The organism is Listeria grayi (assembly GCF_900638015.1).
Lineage (GTDB): Bacteria > Bacillota > Bacilli > Lactobacillales > Listeriaceae > Listeria > Listeria grayi.
Genome location: NZ_LR134483.1, coordinates 1,997,667 through 2,013,132, shown reverse-complemented (window position 1 = coordinate 2,013,132; position 15,466 = coordinate 1,997,667). Strand labels below are relative to the sequence as shown.

Genomic DNA, 15,466 nt, shown 5'->3' with positions numbered 1-15,466 from the left:
TTAAAATAAACGTCCGATCTGATAAACTAGCAATACGATCAAGTAAGCTGTCATGAGTGGATAGACAGTCGCGAAAACGGTCCATTTCCATGAAGTCGTTTCTTTCCGGATCGCGGCGACTGTTGCAAGGCAAGGAATATAAAGTAAAATAAACAACATGAAACAATAAGCAGACAGCGCCGTGTAATGACTGGTGATGATCGTTGCCAGCGAAGCATCATTTGTTGCATAAATAATCGACATGGTAGAAATAATAACTTCTTTTGCAAGAAAGCCGGGGATCAATGTGGCCCCCGCTTGCCAGAAGCCAAATCCTAGTGGTGCTAATAGCGGAGCGATCGCTTTTCCGATCATGGCTAGGAAACTTTCTCCCATCGGAACATCTACACCATTTGGACCGCAATAATTGAGCAGCCAGATCACAACGGAACCGGCAAAGATAAAGGTTCCTGCCTTCTTGATAAATCCTTTTCCCTTTTCTGCCGTACTGCGCCAAATCGTTTTGGCAGATGGCAGGCGATAAGGCGGTAGTTCCACGACAAAAATCGAGGAATCGTTTTTCAAGATCGTTTTAGATAGAATCTTGGTAACCACTAGCGCCAGCACAATGCCGATCACATATAGGGAAAGCACTACAAGTGCCTGATATTGCTTGAAAAAGACACCGACGAATAAAGCATAAACCGGCAAACGCGCGGAACACGACATAAATGGCGAAACCAAGATCGTAAGCAGCCGTTCTTTTTTCTCCTCGATCGACCGGGCTGCCATAATACCAGGGACATTACAACCAAAGCCAATGATCATCGGGATGAAGGCTTTTCCGTTCAATCCAAACATCTCCATCAGCCGATCCATTACAACAGCGATCCTGGCCATATAACCGGAGTCTTCCAGTAGTGAAATAAAGAAAAAAATAACTAAAATCTGCGGAACAAAAACAAGTACGCTGCCGACTCCGGCAACAACGCCTTCCACTAATAGATCTGTTAAAAAACCAGAAGCACCGATCATATGCAAGAACTGTGTGATCCAGTCGGTCAGCGGCCCGCTAATAAAGCCGTCCAGCAGATCTGACAGCGGCGACCCGACCCATGTAAAGGTGACTTGGAAAATCAGCCACATGATCGCAAGAAAAAGCGGGATTCCAAAAATCTTATGAGTAAAGATCCTATCCAATTTGTCAGAAAGCGGCGTGGAAGCTGTGTTCGCTGGCATCCAGACTTCTTCTGTAATGGTTTTCACATAAAGATGCCTGACTTCGTAGACATGATCCTCGATGGGTTGCTTTAATTCAGATTGCAGTGCTGTTCGAATTGCACGGATTTTTTCTAAAGCAGAGGAAGAAATCAAAGATTCAGCAGTATGATTATGTAAAAGCAGCTGAATCGCGATGAAGCGCGCTTTCTTTTTCGTGATCGTTTCCGCTGCAATTGTTTCCACTGAGCGGATCGCCCGTTCCATGTGCTCTCCATAATCGATTTTGAGCGGACGGCGGGGGAATGCCTCTTCTCCAAGCGCGACTAAGATCTCATCGACGCCTTTTCCTTTCCGAGCGATGACTGGAAATACGGGAGCTTTTAATTTTCGCGTTAATAAAGGGATGTCGATCTTTGCCCCACGTCCGAGCGCGACATCGATCATGTTGAGACCAATCAATAGAGGCGCGCCAAGCTCTAATAACTGGATCGTGAGTAGTAGATTACGCTCCAGGTTCGCTGCATCAATGATATTAACGATGTCGTCAAATTTTTCTTCTAATAAAAAGTGCGTCACGATCCGCTCGTCTTCGGAGACCGGGCTAAGATCATAAATGCCGGGAAGATCAATCAGCGTACCGCGTTTTGTTTTTAAGTTTCCTAGTTTCTTTTCAACCGTTACACCGCTCCAGTTTCCTACGTAAGCATAAGAAGTAGTCAACTCGTTAAAAAGCGATGTTTTACCGGTATTCGGGTTTCCGATCAAACAATGGATCTGTTCAGTCATTGGCGATCACCCTTATCTTGGCCGCATCAGTCTGCCGAATACTGATCGACTGGCCTTGCGTTTCTAATAAACACGGTCCACCAAACAGACATTTCTGCTTCAGACACACTTCACTGCCTTTAAAGCAGCCGAGCGCAATAAGCCGTCTTTTCAATAAGGGGTCGTGATTAGGGATATTTTCAATAGTCACACGTTCCCCGATCATTATCTCAGCTAAGTGCACGTCAATCACTCCATTCATAATGATAATCATTATCATTTATGTTCATTTTATCACAAAAATCAAGCTTGTAAATAGGGGAACTCGTTTATTTTTTGATAAATATGGCAATGTAATAGTACAGAAGCATTTTGTGAAAGGGATTGCAGTAAAATAACAGTAGTACAGGTAATAGTAGCTGTCTTATTACAGAAATTCTTTATTTAAGCTATTTTATACTACTGTTATAGTGAAAAATATAGTAAAATGAGAAGTGCCGTGGAAAGCAGACGAAAGCGCGACGAATACGTCTGTATAAGACTGAAATGATGGAGGAAATCAAAAATGAGTGATTTATTTGGAACGATCAAACAACAAGTAACTGGCAAAAACGTACGTATCGTCTTACCAGAAGGGGAAGATGAACGTATCATCGAAGCAACTGCCCGCCTGCAAGAAGAGGGTATCGTAGTGCCGATCTTACTGGGAAATAAAGCAAGCATCACAGAAAAAGCAGCAGCACTCAACATCTCGCTGGAAAACGTAGTGATCCGCGATCCGGAAAGCGATGCCGACTTTAACGAGTTAGTAGCTGCATTTGTTGAACGCCGCAAAGGAAAAGCAACTGAAGAAGATGCTAAACGCATGCTGAAAGATCCGAACTATTTTGGAACGATGCTTGTCTTCACTGGCAAAGCAGACGGTTTAGTAAGTGGTGCAGCACATTCTACTGGCGACACTGTCCGTCCAGCACTTCAAATCATCAAAACAAAACCAGGCATTTCTAAAGTAGCTGGCGCAATGATCATGGTCAAAGAGGACCAACGCTATCTATTCAGCGACGTTGCGATCAACATTGCTCCATCTGCAGAAGATTTGGCTGAAAATGCTATTGTCAGCGCAGAAACAGCTTCGATTTTCGGAATCGATCCTCGCGTAGCTATGCTAAGCTTTTCCACAAAAGGTTCTGCGAAATCTGATGAAACGGAAAAAGTAGTAGCAGCAACTGCGATCGCGCAAGAAAAAGCACCAGAATTAGCATTAGACGGTGAATTCCAATTTGATGCAGCTTTCGTCCCATCTGTTGCTGAAAAGAAAGCACCAGGATCTAAAATCAAAGGTGATGCCAATGTCTTCATCTTCCCAAGCTTAGAAGCAGGAAACATCGGCTACAAGATCGCACAGCGTTTAGGCGATTTTGAAGCAGTGGGTCCGATCTTACAAGGATTGAATGCACCAGTAAATGATCTATCCCGCGGTTGTAATGCTGCAGATGTATATCATTTAACACTGATCACTGCCGCTCAAGCAGTGAATAAATAAGTAATTAATTAATAACAAGCGCACATGGCTTTTTCAGCCATGTGTTTTTTTGTACGGCGATTTCTTTGCGCTTTGCTAAGCGAATGTATTAATATAGAAGAAAGTGTTTGAAAAAGGGGAGTGAACCAATGCCTGATCTTAATACGGAAATCCATGTCCGCTTAGTAAAGAAAAAGGATGCCTCGGCACTGCTGGAACTTGAAAAGCGGAATCGCTCTTTCTTCAGCAGCTATGCAGCGGAACGGCAAGCCACTTTTTATACATTGAAACAGCAGAAAAAAAGAGTGAAGGCTTTTTGCAAGCAAGCAAAAAAAGATGATGGCTATTTTTTTGTAGTCACAAAATCAGAAACAAAGCAGATCATTGGGTTGCTGATGATAACGGAAGTATTGCGCGGGAATCTGCAAAGCGCGTGGCTGGGCTATTTTCTCGATGAAGCCCAAAATGGTAGAGGCTATATGCGCGAAGCAGTCAAGCAAGTCCTGGCTTATTGTTTCGAGAGACTGAGACTTCACCGTATTGAAGCAGGTGTAATGCCGGCGAATCATCGTTCGATGCGCGTGCTGGAAAACAGCGGGTTTCAAAAAGAAGGATTAGCTCGCCAAAATGTAAAAATCGAAGGAGTTTGGCAGGATCATTATACCTTTGCGATTTTAGATGCAGATTTTAATTAAGGAGGCGAGGAACATGGAAGCGCAGATAGCGCAACTTAAACTGGCACAGCGGACCAATCAGCTTGTAATCGTTATTGCTGAAGCAGTCGAAGCAGAAGTTAGTTTTTGGGAAAAGCAGGATGCCAAATGGCGAATGAAGCTGCAGACGAAAGGGTATGTTGGTGAAGCTGGGATCGGTAACGCAAGGGAAGGCAGCAAAGTTACTCCGGAAGGCGCTTTTCGTCTCGGCCAGGCTTTTGGCAAAAAAGACCCTGGCAGCAAAACGGCATTTCGGCCGATCACTGCGTCAGACTATTGGATCTCCAATCCGGAGAGTGCTTATTACAACACGTGGCAGCAATTTCAGACATCTGAAATGGATGAGTCGCTTTATGCTTACAGTGAGCATCAATATGAATTCGCCCGCTTGATCCACTACAATACGGATCCAATCATCAAAGGCGCTGGCTCCGCCTTTTTCTTGCATGTTGAGAACCAGCGTCCTACTGCAGGCTGCGTTGCTGTTCCGAGGGAAGACATGATCAAATTGATCCAAGCAACAGGCGAACAGGCTTACATCATACACGTAAAATCGAAAGACGCATTACATAATTATTGAAAAGGAAGGTAAAAAATGATCAGACCAGCTAAACAAACAGATGCCACGCAAATCGCACCACTTTTGCTTGTCATTTGGAAAGATATGGAATTAGAAATCTTTAACCAAGATGAGGAGACAGCGATCTTGGCAGCCCTGATCGAAGGGATCGGACTTGAAAATTATCGATATAGCTATGAGCATTTACATGTCTATGAACAAGACGGACAGATCGCAGGCGTTCTGGCAGGGTATAAAGGTGAAATCGAACCAACTATAGATGCGAATTGGCCTGAACTAGCCGCTAAACATCATTTAAGCTATATAGAACCAATCTTCAAAGATAAGGAAACCTTCCCTGGTGAATGGTATCTGGATTCGATCGTGACAAACCAAGCATTTCAAGGACAAGGCATCGGTACAAAATTATTAGCCGCGTTGCCAGCGATCGCTCAAGCAGAAGGTGAGAATTTGATCGGTCTGAATTGCGACAAGCAAAATCCACGGGCAAAAGCGCTCTATGAACGAAATGGTTTTAAAAAGGTCAGTGAGATCGTCATCGCAGGTCATCGATATGACCACATGCAAAAACAGCTCTAACAAGCAAGATGGTGTTTAAAGCTCCCTTATTAGGTGTATACTATACATATCTGATATAAAGGAGGAATTGACATAATGAGTTTAAAAGATACAATCACATTAGCAAATGGTGTAGAAATGCCAAGAGTTGGTTTTGGCGTTTGGCAAGTCAAAGATGGCGAAGAAGCAGTAAATTCCGTAAAATGGGCATTGGAAACTGGCTATATCAGTATCGATACTGCGGCAGCTTATAAGAACGAAGCTGGAGTAGGGAAGGCAATCAAAGAATCAGGAATCAACCGCGAAGACTTGTTTGTCACTACCAAATTATGGAATTCCGAACAAGGCTATGAATCAACGTTGAAAGCATTCGATGCAAGTTTAGACAAACTAGGATTAGACTACGTCGATCTATATTTGATCCACTGGCCGGTAGAAGGCAAAACACAAGATACGTGGCGCGCATTTGAAAAATTATATAAAGATAAAAAAGTACGTGCGATCGGTGTTTGTAATTTCCATGAACACCATCTGAAAGAGATTTTTGAAATTGCAGAAGTGAAACCAATGGTCAATCAAGTAGAGTTGCATCCTAACTTGACGCAAGAACCGCTGCGTGCCTTCTGTAAAGAAAATGATATCGTTGTGGAAGCTTGGTCTCCATTAGGAAGCGGAAAAATGCTCGACAATCCAGAAATCAAAAAATTGGCAGACAAATACGGAAAAACAGTTGCTCAAGTGATTTTACGTTGGGACTACCAACAAGATATCGTAACGATTCCGAAATCAGTGCATAAAGAACGTATCCAAGAAAACGCAGATATCTTTGATTTTGAATTATCAGAGGAAGACGTGCAAGCGATCAGTGCTCTAAACAAGGATGAACGAACAGGTCGAAATCCTGATAATCATGGTTTGAAATAGAGCCATAGAGGAACGAATCCAAAATAATTTACTAAGCAAGGAAGCAAATCTGTTATCAGAATTGCTTCCTTGTTGTTGCGATAAGTAAGCAAATTGACGAATCGATTATTTCTCATGTCCGCAAATACATGCTAAAATAAAGAACACTATCAGTAAGGAGATAACAAACAAATGACTTATGCACTTGAAATCAAAGGCTTGAAAAAAGTATATGCCACTGGCGTGGAGGCGTTGCGTGGAATTGATCTAGTTGTCGAAGAAGGTGATTTTTACGCCCTTCTAGGTCCAAATGGTGCCGGAAAATCAACCACGATCGGTATTATCACTTCGCTTGTCAACAAAACGGCGGGCGAAGTGAAAATTTTTGGGTATGATCTGGATAGCGATCTCGTGCGCGCCAAACAACAGATCGGGCTTGTACCACAGGAATTCAACTTCAATCCTTTTGAAACGGTTCAGCAGATCGTCGTGAACCAAGCCGGGTATTATGGCGTTTCGCGTAAAGAAGCATTGAAACGCAGTGAAAAATATCTAAAACAATCGAACCTCTGGGAAAAACGCAACGTGAAAGCACGCATGCTTTCAGGAGGAATGAAGCGGCGTTTAATGATCGCGCGTGCCTTGATGCATGAACCGCAGTTGCTGATCCTAGATGAACCGACCGCTGGCGTAGATATCGAACTAAGACGTGAAATGTGGACATTCCTGCGAGAATTGAACTTGAATGGGACCACCATTATTCTGACGACCCATTACTTAGAAGAAGCAGAAATGCTTTGTCGCCATATCGGGATCATTCAGTCAGGCGAATTGATCGAGAATACCAGTATGCGGACACTGCTTTCCAAATTACAGTTTGAAACATTTATCTTTGACCTAGCACCGTATACGAAAAAACCGGAAATCAGCGGATATAAGACTTATTTTGAAGATGAGTGGACGATTGCTGTAGAAGTAGAACGGGATCAGGGCGTGAATGCTATTTTTGAACAGTTTAGCGCACAGGGGATCAAAGTACTTTCGATGCGTAATAAATCAAACCGCTTAGAAGAATTATTCTTAAAAATCACAGAAGAAGAACATATCGTGGAGGAAAAACATGTTTAGTCTATATTTTACAGCTTTAAAAAGTTTAGCATTTAAAGAAACTAACCGCTATATGCGGATCTGGATCCAAACGTTAGTACCACCAGTGATCACTACCGTGCTGTACTACGTTATTTTTGGGAAAATGATCGGTAGCAGAATCGGTGAAACAGGCGGTGTCTCCTATATGGAATTCATCGTCCCCGGATTGATTATGATGTCCGCGATCACAAGTTCTTATGCCAATGTTTCGTCTTCTTTCTTTTCCCAGAAATTCCAAAAAAATATTGAAGAGATCCTGGTTGCGCCAGTGCCGACCCATATCATCATTTGGGGATTTGTCATTGGAGGGGTAGGCAGAAGTATTTTAGTAGGTATTCTTGTAACTATTATTTCACTCTTTTTTGTCCCGCTACATGTTTTTTCATGGGGCATTGTTATTATCACACTTCTGATGACCGCCATTTTATTTTCATTAGCAGGTTTATTAAACGGGATCTTCGCTCGCTCATTTGATGACGTCTCGATCGTGCCGACTTTCGTGCTGCAGCCGTTGACTTACCTGGGTGGCGTATTTTATGCGATCTCCATGCTACCACCATTCTGGCAGGCTGTGTCAAAAATCAATCCGATTGTTTATATGATCTCAGGATTTCGTTATGGATTTCTTGGAACAAAAGATGTGCCGATCATGATCTCAATGATCATTCTAGTCCTTTTCATTGTCGTACTGTATTCGCTTTGCTGGTACTTGATCGATAGAGGCAGAGGGCTTAGAAGCTGATTTTATTTGAATATATGGAAGATAGAAACCTTTATTTATAGGGGTTTCTCAGCTTGGCGAAAAGCGCTCATCTTTGTCGTTAAAGCCTGCGTTCCGATGCTCACGTACACAATTACGCTCCGCTTCGGTACTCGGCTTTGCCTAGTATCTAATCATTTTTCACCAAGCTGAAAACAGTAAAATAATGATTGAAATGGTATTTTTCTTCAGTCTAAGAAACCTTTATTTATAGAGGTTTCTATTTTTTTGTTTTAAAAAGAGTGGAAATGAAAATAACTAATGATTAAAATAGAGTTATAAATAGAACACTTGGAGGATGACATATGAAAAGATACCGCATAAGCCGCCTGAGCACTATCTTTATTAGCATGGTCTATACAGGGATCTTGCTAGCCATTATGAAAGGGATGAAACCATTTCAAGATTTAAACCCGGCAACATACATCGTGGTATTTCTTATTGTGGGGAGTAGCTTCTTTTTTTGGGGACAAGAGAAACTTAGAAAGCAGTATGAAGAAGAAAAAGTAGAGAAGGACGAACGCTATATCATGACCAGAAATCTTTTTTCGCATTATTTCTTTTTTACGATCGCATGGTTGATCCCGCCTGTGCTTGCAATTTTAAGCATATATGACATGCAGCAGATTTCGCTAAAAAGTATTGCAATCGTTTTTTCGATCGGAGTGGTGCTATACATGGTCTTGATTGAAGTGATAAAAAAGAAAGCATAAACCGAAAGTTGTTCCGAGGAATGGAGCAACTTTTTTTCATAAAAAAAGACCTGCTTGATAACCAAGCAGGTAAATTGTTTTCTGAAGCCTAGGCTTCAGACGGAATAATTGTACTAAATGCTAAATTGTGGGGAATTATAACATTTAGAAGGGATAAGATAGCTATTCTTTAAAGAGGGAGCAATAAAGAAATAACTATAGGTATACTATAACGGCTTTTTTCCTGTGCGTCATTCATTTATTTAACAAAATAATGCCTCAAAATGAGTTGAAATCTTGTTATCGATTGCAGGAGAAAGGGTTTCGTAAATTTGTCGATTTTGTGTCATTTTCCGATCAGTCATTTTTCGCTGATAATTCCTTCTTGATATGCATTTAGTAGCAATTCCAAATCGGCAGCTTGCTTCGACAATTGCTGGCCGATATCGGTATCACGCACTCGTTTTCGTACGGTCTCTGTTTCTATCACACGCCGAGTGGACAGGATATCAGTTTCGCGTTGGATCGCGTCTTCTGTAGAAGTAAATGGCTGATGGCTCACCAGCTGCAGACCATAACTGTTGAATAGTAAGGTGTAGCCAGCTAGGCCAGTGGTTTTGTGGTATGCCTTCGCAAAGCCGCCGTCGATCACTAGCATCTTGCCGTCCGCTTTGATCGGGCTTTCGCCATCGCCTTCTTTCACTGGTGTGTGACCATTGATAATGTGTCCTTCGTCTTCCTTTAAACCAAATTCTTTCAAGATCTGTTTGCAGGTGGCGATCTCATTTCTCTGTTGATAATAAGGATTTTTTTCCTCTTTATGTGTTTCCTTGGCTTCCACAAAATAGCGTTCAAAAGTCGTCATTTTTCGCTTGCCGAATAAAGAGGAAACTTCACCTGTCCACAAATACCAAACGATATCGCACGCGTAAAGCTTTTCAGCAGTTCCTGATGGCCGATAATATGCCTCGCGGGCAAGCTGTTCAAATTTATCGAGCAAAGCTTTACCACGGTATGCTTTGCCGCGGATCTCAAAAGGCATGAAGGTGCCATCTTGATTGAGCGGGATACAACCATGATAAAGCAGGTTGCCGTTATAAGTCAGATACATACTTCCTTTACTGTATAAGAAAGAAATATGCTTTTGCAGCCGTTCGCAGTTTTTGAAAGAACCAATCAATTTCTGCACGACTTCCTGTTCCTCACGGGTCAATCGATATGGGTTTTCCGGATCGATCGTTGGGAAATGTCCATCCAACAGTGGATACGCTTTGCCATCCAAAGTGATTTCTTTTTTTTCATAATCAATAAAATCCAAAACAAGGCGGTGATCCATCTTGAATTCCGGATGCCGCCTGATGATCTCGCCCTCTAATTTAAATTGGATGATCGAGATCGCTTTATGCATGCGGGCGATCTGTGTGCGCTCGGCATCGCTGATCGATTCACCGCCTTCATTTTTTGGCTGGAAGTAAGTGCAAGGATCATCTTGGTAAAATTCATCTGCGAAGAGAGCAAGCGGGCGCAGCGAAATGCCATAGCTATTTTCAATGATATCCAAATTCAAATAACGGGCAGAAATACGGATGACATTCGCCATGCAGACGCGGGAGCCACTTGCCGCCCCCATCCAGATCATATCATGATTGCCCCATTGAAAGTCGAGTGAATGGTAATCCATCAGCGTATCAATGATTTTGTCCGGGTGTGGACCGCGGTCGTAAACATCCCCAACGAGATGCAGATGATCGACGACAAGCCGCTGGATCAATTTTGCAAGCACGCTGATAAATTCTTCCGCTCGGTTTAGATCAATGATGCTTTGGATGATTTCTTTGTAATACATATCTTTATCTGGCAGATTTTGGTTTTCATTCAATAATTCTTCTAATATGTAAGCAAAATCCTGTGGAATCGCTTTTCTAACTTTGGAACGTGTATATTTGGAAGATACATATTGCGAAATTTTGATCAGGCGATATAACGTTGTTCGGTAGACCGTCTCTAAATCATCGTTTTCCTGCGTGATGACATCAAGTTTTTGTTCTGGATAGTAGACAAGCGTGCTAAGTGAATTGATTTCTTTTTCAGTCAAAATATCACCGAAAATATCACGGATCTTTCGTTTTACAACTCCGGAACCATTGCGGATCACTTGTTCAAAAGCACTATATTCCCCGTGGACATCGCTGAGAAAATGCTCTGTTCCCTTAGGTAGGTTCAAGATCGCTTTTAAATTGATGATCTCTGTCGCTGCTTTCGCTACAGTTGGATAGGAACGCGAAAGCAATTTTAAATATTTGATCTCCGTTTTGGTCATAGCCTAGCACTCTCCTTTATTAAAGTTATTCTATACCTCCAAATCGAGTCGTTCAATCAGATGAACAGCTGGGCAGCCCACAAGGCGATCGGTAATGTGACGATGCTCAGTACTGTACTGATAAAAGTGGTACTCGACACTAGATCAGGTTTTGTGCGGAACTGGACCGCAAGTAGCGTTGTATTTGCAGCGGTTGGCATGGCAGCTAGAATCACCATGATTTGTTTGGTCATCGTATCGACTGGTAAGAGCAGCGTCAACAAAAACGCGATCACCGGCGAGAGCAACAATCGAATCAGTAGCCCAAAGCCAACTTTAAGAAATTCGATCTCTCGAAACGAGATGACCGCCAATTGCATCCCGAGGACGATCATGATCGTTGGAATAGCAGCATTACCAACCAGATCGATACAGGTCAGGATTGGATCTGCCAGCGGGATGTGCAAGAGCTGGAAAAGAAACCCAAGCAACGCGCCATATGCGATCGGCATCCGAATCACACGCCGCCACACGAGTTTCATCCCGCCACCGTCCTCGCTTCCCTTCGCTGCATAATAAACACCGATCGTACTCATCGCCAGTTGCTGCAGCACCATCAAGATGACCGCGATCGCGAGCCCTTTTTCGCCGAAAACCAGCAAAATGACTGGCGTCCCGTAGTTGCCGTTATTCATAAAGGCACTAGACAAAATAAGCGCACAGCGATCTGCCAGTGAATAGCCCATCAATTTGGAAACGAGATAGACCACGAAAATCAAGATCGAGCAGAGTGCAAAAATATAAACTGCCAAATACAGATAATCGAGGGAAACCGGATGACTATAGAAAACAGAAAAAGCTAAGAAAGGCGACATTAGGTAAAGCGTCAATTTAGAAAGGTTAGGAATCTCGAATTTCAACGCTTTCTGCCCGATAAAGCCAATTAAAAAAATCCCGAAAACAGGAAGTAAGATAAGGACAAATTGCATAGATACACCTCTTTATATGTAATATCCTTATTCTATCATAGTTAGCAATAGAATCTGATAATTCTGTTTTCAGAAGAAAGGTTTTTATTTTGAGAAGATGGGAACTAAAGAAAGTAGGAGTGTGATGACAATGAGGAAAGAAGTAGAATTAGGAAAAACTGGATTGCGCATTAACCCAGTCGGACTGGGGACAAATGCAGTCGGTGGGCATAATCTGTTCCCGAATTTAGATGAAGATGAGGGAAAGGGCTTAGTTGCTGAAGCAATCGACAGTGGTATCAAATTTATCGATACGGCTTATATCTATGGACAAGGTCGCTCCGAAGAATTGGTGGGTCAAGTCATTGCTGAAAAAAAGGCTCGTGACAAAATTATTTTGGCCACTAAAGGGGCTCATAAATTAGTGGATGGAAAAGTAGAGATCGATAATTCCCCTGAATTCCTTAAACAAACCGTAGAAGCGAGTCTAAAACGTTTGCAAACAGATTACTTAGATGTTTTCTACATTCATTTCCCAGATGAAAAAACACCGAAAAATGAAGCTGTCAGTGCGTTGAAAGAATTGAAAGATGCCGGCAAGATAAATGCGATCGGCGTTTCTAATTTCTCACTGGAACAATTAAAAGAAGCCAATCAAGATGGATATGTCGATGTGATTCAGTCGGAATATAATCTGCTGAAACGAGGAGCGGAAGAAGAATTACTTCCATATGTAGTCGAGCATGGACTAAGCTTGATTCCCTATTTCCCACTTGCTTCCGGTCTGTTGACTGGGAAATACCGGGCAGATACGGAAATCCCGGAAAGCAGAAAGAAAAACCCGCTTTTCCAAGGGGAGACTTATCAAGCCAACATTCGGAAAATCGAAAAACTTCGTGTCATCGCAGAACGAAAACAAGCAGAGGTAGCACATATCGCACTTGCGTGGCTGCTTGCTAGGCCGGGAATCGATGCAGTCATTCCGGGTGCCAAACGCGCCGAGCAAGTGAAACATAATTTGAATACGCTACAAGTAGATCTTTCAGCAGAAGAAGTTGCTGAAATAAGTGCGATTTTCAGCTGATAGAAGGAAACAGCTGGCAGCTGGGATTTCCCACTTGCCAGCTGTTTTTTGATTTGCACTTTTAAAATGACTCCTTTATAGTTATAACTAGACTGAAAAAGGGGGAGAAGTGGCTTGATAAAACGTTTTTTTAATTACTATCGACCGTATCGACGGTTGTTTTTTCTGGATTTCTGCTGTGCAATTGTTGCGGCGTTGTTAGAACTTGCTTTTCCAGTTGCGGTCAATCGCGTGATCGATAAACTTTTGCCGGGGAAAGACTGGGGATTGATCGTGACCGCTTGTCTGGCATTGTTTTTCTTTTACTTAATAAATACAGGAATGCAATATATCGTGACTTATTACGGACATATGCTTGGTTTGAATATCGAGACGGATATGCGCCGCGATTTGTTCCATCATATCCAAAGCCAGCCATTTGAGTTTTATGATAATCAAAAAACGGGGAAACTAATGGCACGGATGACAACGGATCTATTTGAGATCGGAGAAGTCGCGCATCACGGGCCGGAAGATATTTTCATCTCGATCATGTCACTTGTCGGCGCTTTTCTGCTGATGTTGACGATCCATGTGAAACTAGCGATCGCGACATTTATATTGGTACCGGTCTTGACGATTCTATTAGTTTTTTTCAACAAACAGATGACAAAGGTCAACACCAAGATATTCAAAGATCTCGGGACTTTCAACGCCGGGATCGAAAATGCGATCAGCGGGGTTCGTGTCGTCCAAGCATTTGCAAATGAAAATTACGAGAAAAAGCGTTTTGCAGGAATCAATGCGTTATATCGCAAATCAAAATTGGCTTTTTATAAAGTAATGGGTGTCAGCACATCATTTAACTATTTTCTGATTCGGCTGATCACGCTGTTTGCACTTATTTTTGGTGCTTATTTTAGTATTCAGGGAGATATTACATACGGTGATTTTGTCGGCTTTATCTTACTGACAAACGTCTTTATTCGTCCGATTGAAAAAATCAACGCGATCATCGAAAGTTATCCAAAGGGAATCGCCGGCTTCAAACGCTTTTTGGAAGTGATCGACACGAAACCGAGTATTACGGATACACCGAATGCTGTCAGTGCCGAGCCATTCCGCGGCGACATCGAATACCGGGATGTTTCATTCCGCTATCAAGATGGCAAGACTGTGCTGGATCATATCCAATTGTCGATCCAGGCTGGCGAAAGCATTGCCTTTGTCGGTCCAAGCGGTGCTGGGAAAACGACGATCTGTAATTTGCTGCCGCGCTTTTATGAAGTGACAGATGGAGAAATCCGTATTGATGATAGGCCGATCAAACAAATGACGCTCGCTTCACTTCGTTCGCAAATCGGTGTCGTGCAGCAGGATGTATTCTTGTTTTCCGGTACCGTCCGGGAAAATATCGCTTATGGGAAATTAGATGCGAGTGATGCAGAGATCGATGAGGTAGTGAAGCTCGCGCATTTAGAAAAAGTAATTGCAGAAATGCCGGATGGACTGGATACGGTGATCGGAGAACGAGGAGTCAAACTTTCAGGCGGACAGCGCCAACGTTTGGCGATCGCGAGAATGTTTTTGAAAAACCCGCCGATCTTGATCCTCGATGAAGCGACTTCTGCGCTCGATACAGAAACAGAACAAGTCATCCAAGCATCCTTACAAAAATTAGCTGTCGGACGGACCACGCTGATCATTGCGCATCGCCTAGCGACCATCAAACACGCTGACCGCATTCTAGTTGTGACCGAAAATGGCATCGAACAAATGGGGACGCACGAAGAATTATTAGCTGTTCCAGGGACTTACCGCAATCTTTATGATGCGCAGTTCCGCAAAGATAGTTGAAAAATAGATGACATCTCAGCTACAATAGAAACAATCATGAAAGGGTGGGATATAGATGAGCAAACGAGTTATTCATACGGATAAGGCGCCAAAAGCATTAGGACCTTATTCACAGGCAATCGAAACAAACGGTTTTATTTTCGCTTCTGGACAGTTGGGAATAGATCCAGCGACTGGCGATTTGCAGGTTGGCGCAGAAGCGCAGATCAAACAAGCTTTGACAAATGTCGCTTCCGTATTAGAGGAAGCAGGCAGCAGCTTGGAAAGCATCGTCAAGACCACGATCTTTTTTAAAGACCTGGCCAATTTTCAAGCCGTAAATGAGATCTATGGTTCCTTTTTTGAAAATGCTTATCCTGCTCGAAGCGCGTTCCAAGTGGCAAAATTGCCACTAGATGCGGAAGTGGAGATCGAGGTTGTAGCGGTGAAATAGGAAA

15 protein-coding genes are annotated in these 15,466 nt (G+C 42.7%); 11 read left to right on the top strand and 4 right to left on the bottom strand.

The window, feature by feature from the left end:
* Nucleotides 1-1,986 carry a ferrous iron transport protein B gene (gene feoB / locus EL241_RS09805; RefSeq protein WP_126320542.1) on the bottom strand — a complete coding sequence of 662 codons (1,986 nt, stop codon included), beginning with the start codon at nt 1,984-1,986 and terminating at the stop codon, nt 1-3.
* A complete protein-coding gene (locus EL241_RS09800; protein ID WP_169308997.1) occupies nt 1,979-2,227 on the bottom strand; it encodes a FeoA family protein in 249 nt (82 codons plus the stop codon). The genes feoB and EL241_RS09800 overlap by 8 nt, the downstream gene beginning before the upstream one ends.
* Before the next feature lie 303 nt (nt 2,228-2,530).
* On the opposite strand from EL241_RS09800, the gene pta reads away from it, so the two are divergent.
* The 8 genes from pta to EL241_RS09760 all read left to right on the top strand — a co-directional run bounded on the left by pta (nt 2,531) and on the right by EL241_RS09760 (nt 8,863).
* On the top strand, nt 2,531-3,508 hold the full coding sequence (gene pta / locus EL241_RS09795) for a phosphate acetyltransferase (RefSeq protein WP_003754761.1): 978 nt from the start codon (nt 2,531-2,533) through the stop codon (nt 3,506-3,508).
* A 128-nt stretch (nt 3,509-3,636) separates the two neighbouring features.
* Nucleotides 3,637-4,182: a GNAT family N-acetyltransferase gene (locus EL241_RS09790; RefSeq protein WP_126320541.1), complete on the top strand. Its 546-nt coding sequence runs from the start codon at nt 3,637-3,639 to the stop codon at nt 4,180-4,182.
* A gap of 13 nt (nt 4,183-4,195) precedes the next feature.
* On the top strand, nt 4,196-4,780 hold the full coding sequence (locus EL241_RS09785; RefSeq protein ID WP_003754763.1) for a L,D-transpeptidase family protein: 585 nt from the start codon (nt 4,196-4,198) through the stop codon (nt 4,778-4,780).
* Nucleotides 4,781-4,795: 15 nt separating this feature from the next.
* Nucleotides 4,796-5,359 (top strand): GNAT family N-acetyltransferase, encoded by a 564-nt coding sequence (locus EL241_RS09780; protein WP_126320540.1) that lies wholly within the window; start codon nt 4,796-4,798, stop codon nt 5,357-5,359.
* Nucleotides 5,360-5,434: 75 nt separating this feature from the next.
* A complete protein-coding gene (locus EL241_RS09775; RefSeq protein WP_126320539.1) occupies nt 5,435-6,262 on the top strand; it encodes an aldo/keto reductase in 828 nt (275 codons plus the stop codon).
* Nucleotides 6,263-6,433: 171 nt separating this feature from the next.
* A complete protein-coding gene (locus tag EL241_RS09770) occupies nt 6,434-7,369 on the top strand; it encodes an ABC transporter ATP-binding protein (RefSeq protein ID WP_003754766.1) in 936 nt (311 codons plus the stop codon).
* Complete coding sequence (locus tag EL241_RS09765; protein ID WP_003754768.1) at nt 7,362-8,132, top strand: ABC transporter permease; 771 nt, start codon at nt 7,362-7,364, stop codon at nt 8,130-8,132. The genes EL241_RS09770 and EL241_RS09765 overlap by 8 nt, the downstream gene beginning before the upstream one ends.
* Before the next feature lie 323 nt (nt 8,133-8,455).
* Nucleotides 8,456-8,863 carry a hypothetical protein gene (locus tag EL241_RS09760; RefSeq protein ID WP_036106029.1) on the top strand — a complete coding sequence of 136 codons (408 nt, stop codon included), beginning with the start codon at nt 8,456-8,458 and terminating at the stop codon, nt 8,861-8,863.
* A gap of 340 nt (nt 8,864-9,203) precedes the next feature.
* Here the strand turns inward: EL241_RS09760 and EL241_RS09755 are convergent, their stop codons facing one another.
* Nucleotides 9,204-11,162, bottom strand: a complete 1,959-nt coding sequence (locus EL241_RS09755) for a fructose-bisphosphatase class III (protein WP_036106031.1) — start codon at nt 11,160-11,162, stop codon at nt 9,204-9,206.
* Nucleotides 11,163-11,218: 56 nt separating this feature from the next.
* A complete protein-coding gene (locus EL241_RS09750; RefSeq protein WP_036106034.1) occupies nt 11,219-12,130 on the bottom strand; it encodes an AEC family transporter in 912 nt (303 codons plus the stop codon).
* 130 nt (nt 12,131-12,260) lie between these two features.
* On the opposite strand from EL241_RS09750, the gene EL241_RS09745 reads away from it, so the two are divergent.
* The 3 genes from EL241_RS09745 (at nt 12,261) to EL241_RS09735 (ending at nt 15,462) form a co-directional block, all read left to right on the top strand.
* A complete protein-coding gene (locus EL241_RS09745) occupies nt 12,261-13,193 on the top strand; it encodes an aldo/keto reductase (RefSeq protein ID WP_036106037.1) in 933 nt (310 codons plus the stop codon).
* Nucleotides 13,194-13,307: 114 nt separating this feature from the next.
* Nucleotides 13,308-15,029 carry an ABC transporter ATP-binding protein gene (locus EL241_RS09740; RefSeq protein ID WP_036106041.1) on the top strand — a complete coding sequence of 574 codons (1,722 nt, stop codon included), beginning with the start codon at nt 13,308-13,310 and terminating at the stop codon, nt 15,027-15,029.
* A gap of 55 nt (nt 15,030-15,084) precedes the next feature.
* Nucleotides 15,085-15,462, top strand: a complete 378-nt coding sequence (locus tag EL241_RS09735; RefSeq protein ID WP_036106043.1) for a RidA family protein — start codon at nt 15,085-15,087, stop codon at nt 15,460-15,462.
* The last annotated feature ends 4 nt before the right edge of the window (nt 15,463-15,466 follow it).

Coding starts and splice junctions, on each gene's coding strand:
- feoB (WP_126320542.1), bottom strand. CDS start 1,986: ATGACTGAACAGATCCATTGTTTGATCGGAAACCCGAATACCGGTAAA.
- EL241_RS09800 (WP_169308997.1), bottom strand. CDS start 2,227: ATGAATGGAGTGATTGACGTGCACTTAGCTGAGATAATGATCGGGGAA.
- pta (WP_003754761.1), top strand. CDS start 2,531: ATGAGTGATTTATTTGGAACGATCAAACAACAAGTAACTGGCAAAAAC.
- EL241_RS09790 (WP_126320541.1), top strand. CDS start 3,637: ATGCCTGATCTTAATACGGAAATCCATGTCCGCTTAGTAAAGAAAAAG.
- EL241_RS09785 (WP_003754763.1), top strand. CDS start 4,196: ATGGAAGCGCAGATAGCGCAACTTAAACTGGCACAGCGGACCAATCAG.
- EL241_RS09780 (WP_126320540.1), top strand. CDS start 4,796: ATGATCAGACCAGCTAAACAAACAGATGCCACGCAAATCGCACCACTT.
- EL241_RS09775 (WP_126320539.1), top strand. CDS start 5,435: ATGAGTTTAAAAGATACAATCACATTAGCAAATGGTGTAGAAATGCCA.
- EL241_RS09770 (WP_003754766.1), top strand. CDS start 6,434: ATGACTTATGCACTTGAAATCAAAGGCTTGAAAAAAGTATATGCCACT.
- EL241_RS09765 (WP_003754768.1), top strand. CDS start 7,362: ATGTTTAGTCTATATTTTACAGCTTTAAAAAGTTTAGCATTTAAAGAA.
- EL241_RS09760 (WP_036106029.1), top strand. CDS start 8,456: ATGAAAAGATACCGCATAAGCCGCCTGAGCACTATCTTTATTAGCATG.
- EL241_RS09755 (WP_036106031.1), bottom strand. CDS start 11,162: ATGACCAAAACGGAGATCAAATATTTAAAATTGCTTTCGCGTTCCTAT.
- EL241_RS09750 (WP_036106034.1), bottom strand. CDS start 12,130: ATGCAATTTGTCCTTATCTTACTTCCTGTTTTCGGGATTTTTTTAATT.
- EL241_RS09745 (WP_036106037.1), top strand. CDS start 12,261: ATGAGGAAAGAAGTAGAATTAGGAAAAACTGGATTGCGCATTAACCCA.
- EL241_RS09735 (WP_036106043.1), top strand. CDS start 15,085: ATGAGCAAACGAGTTATTCATACGGATAAGGCGCCAAAAGCATTAGGA.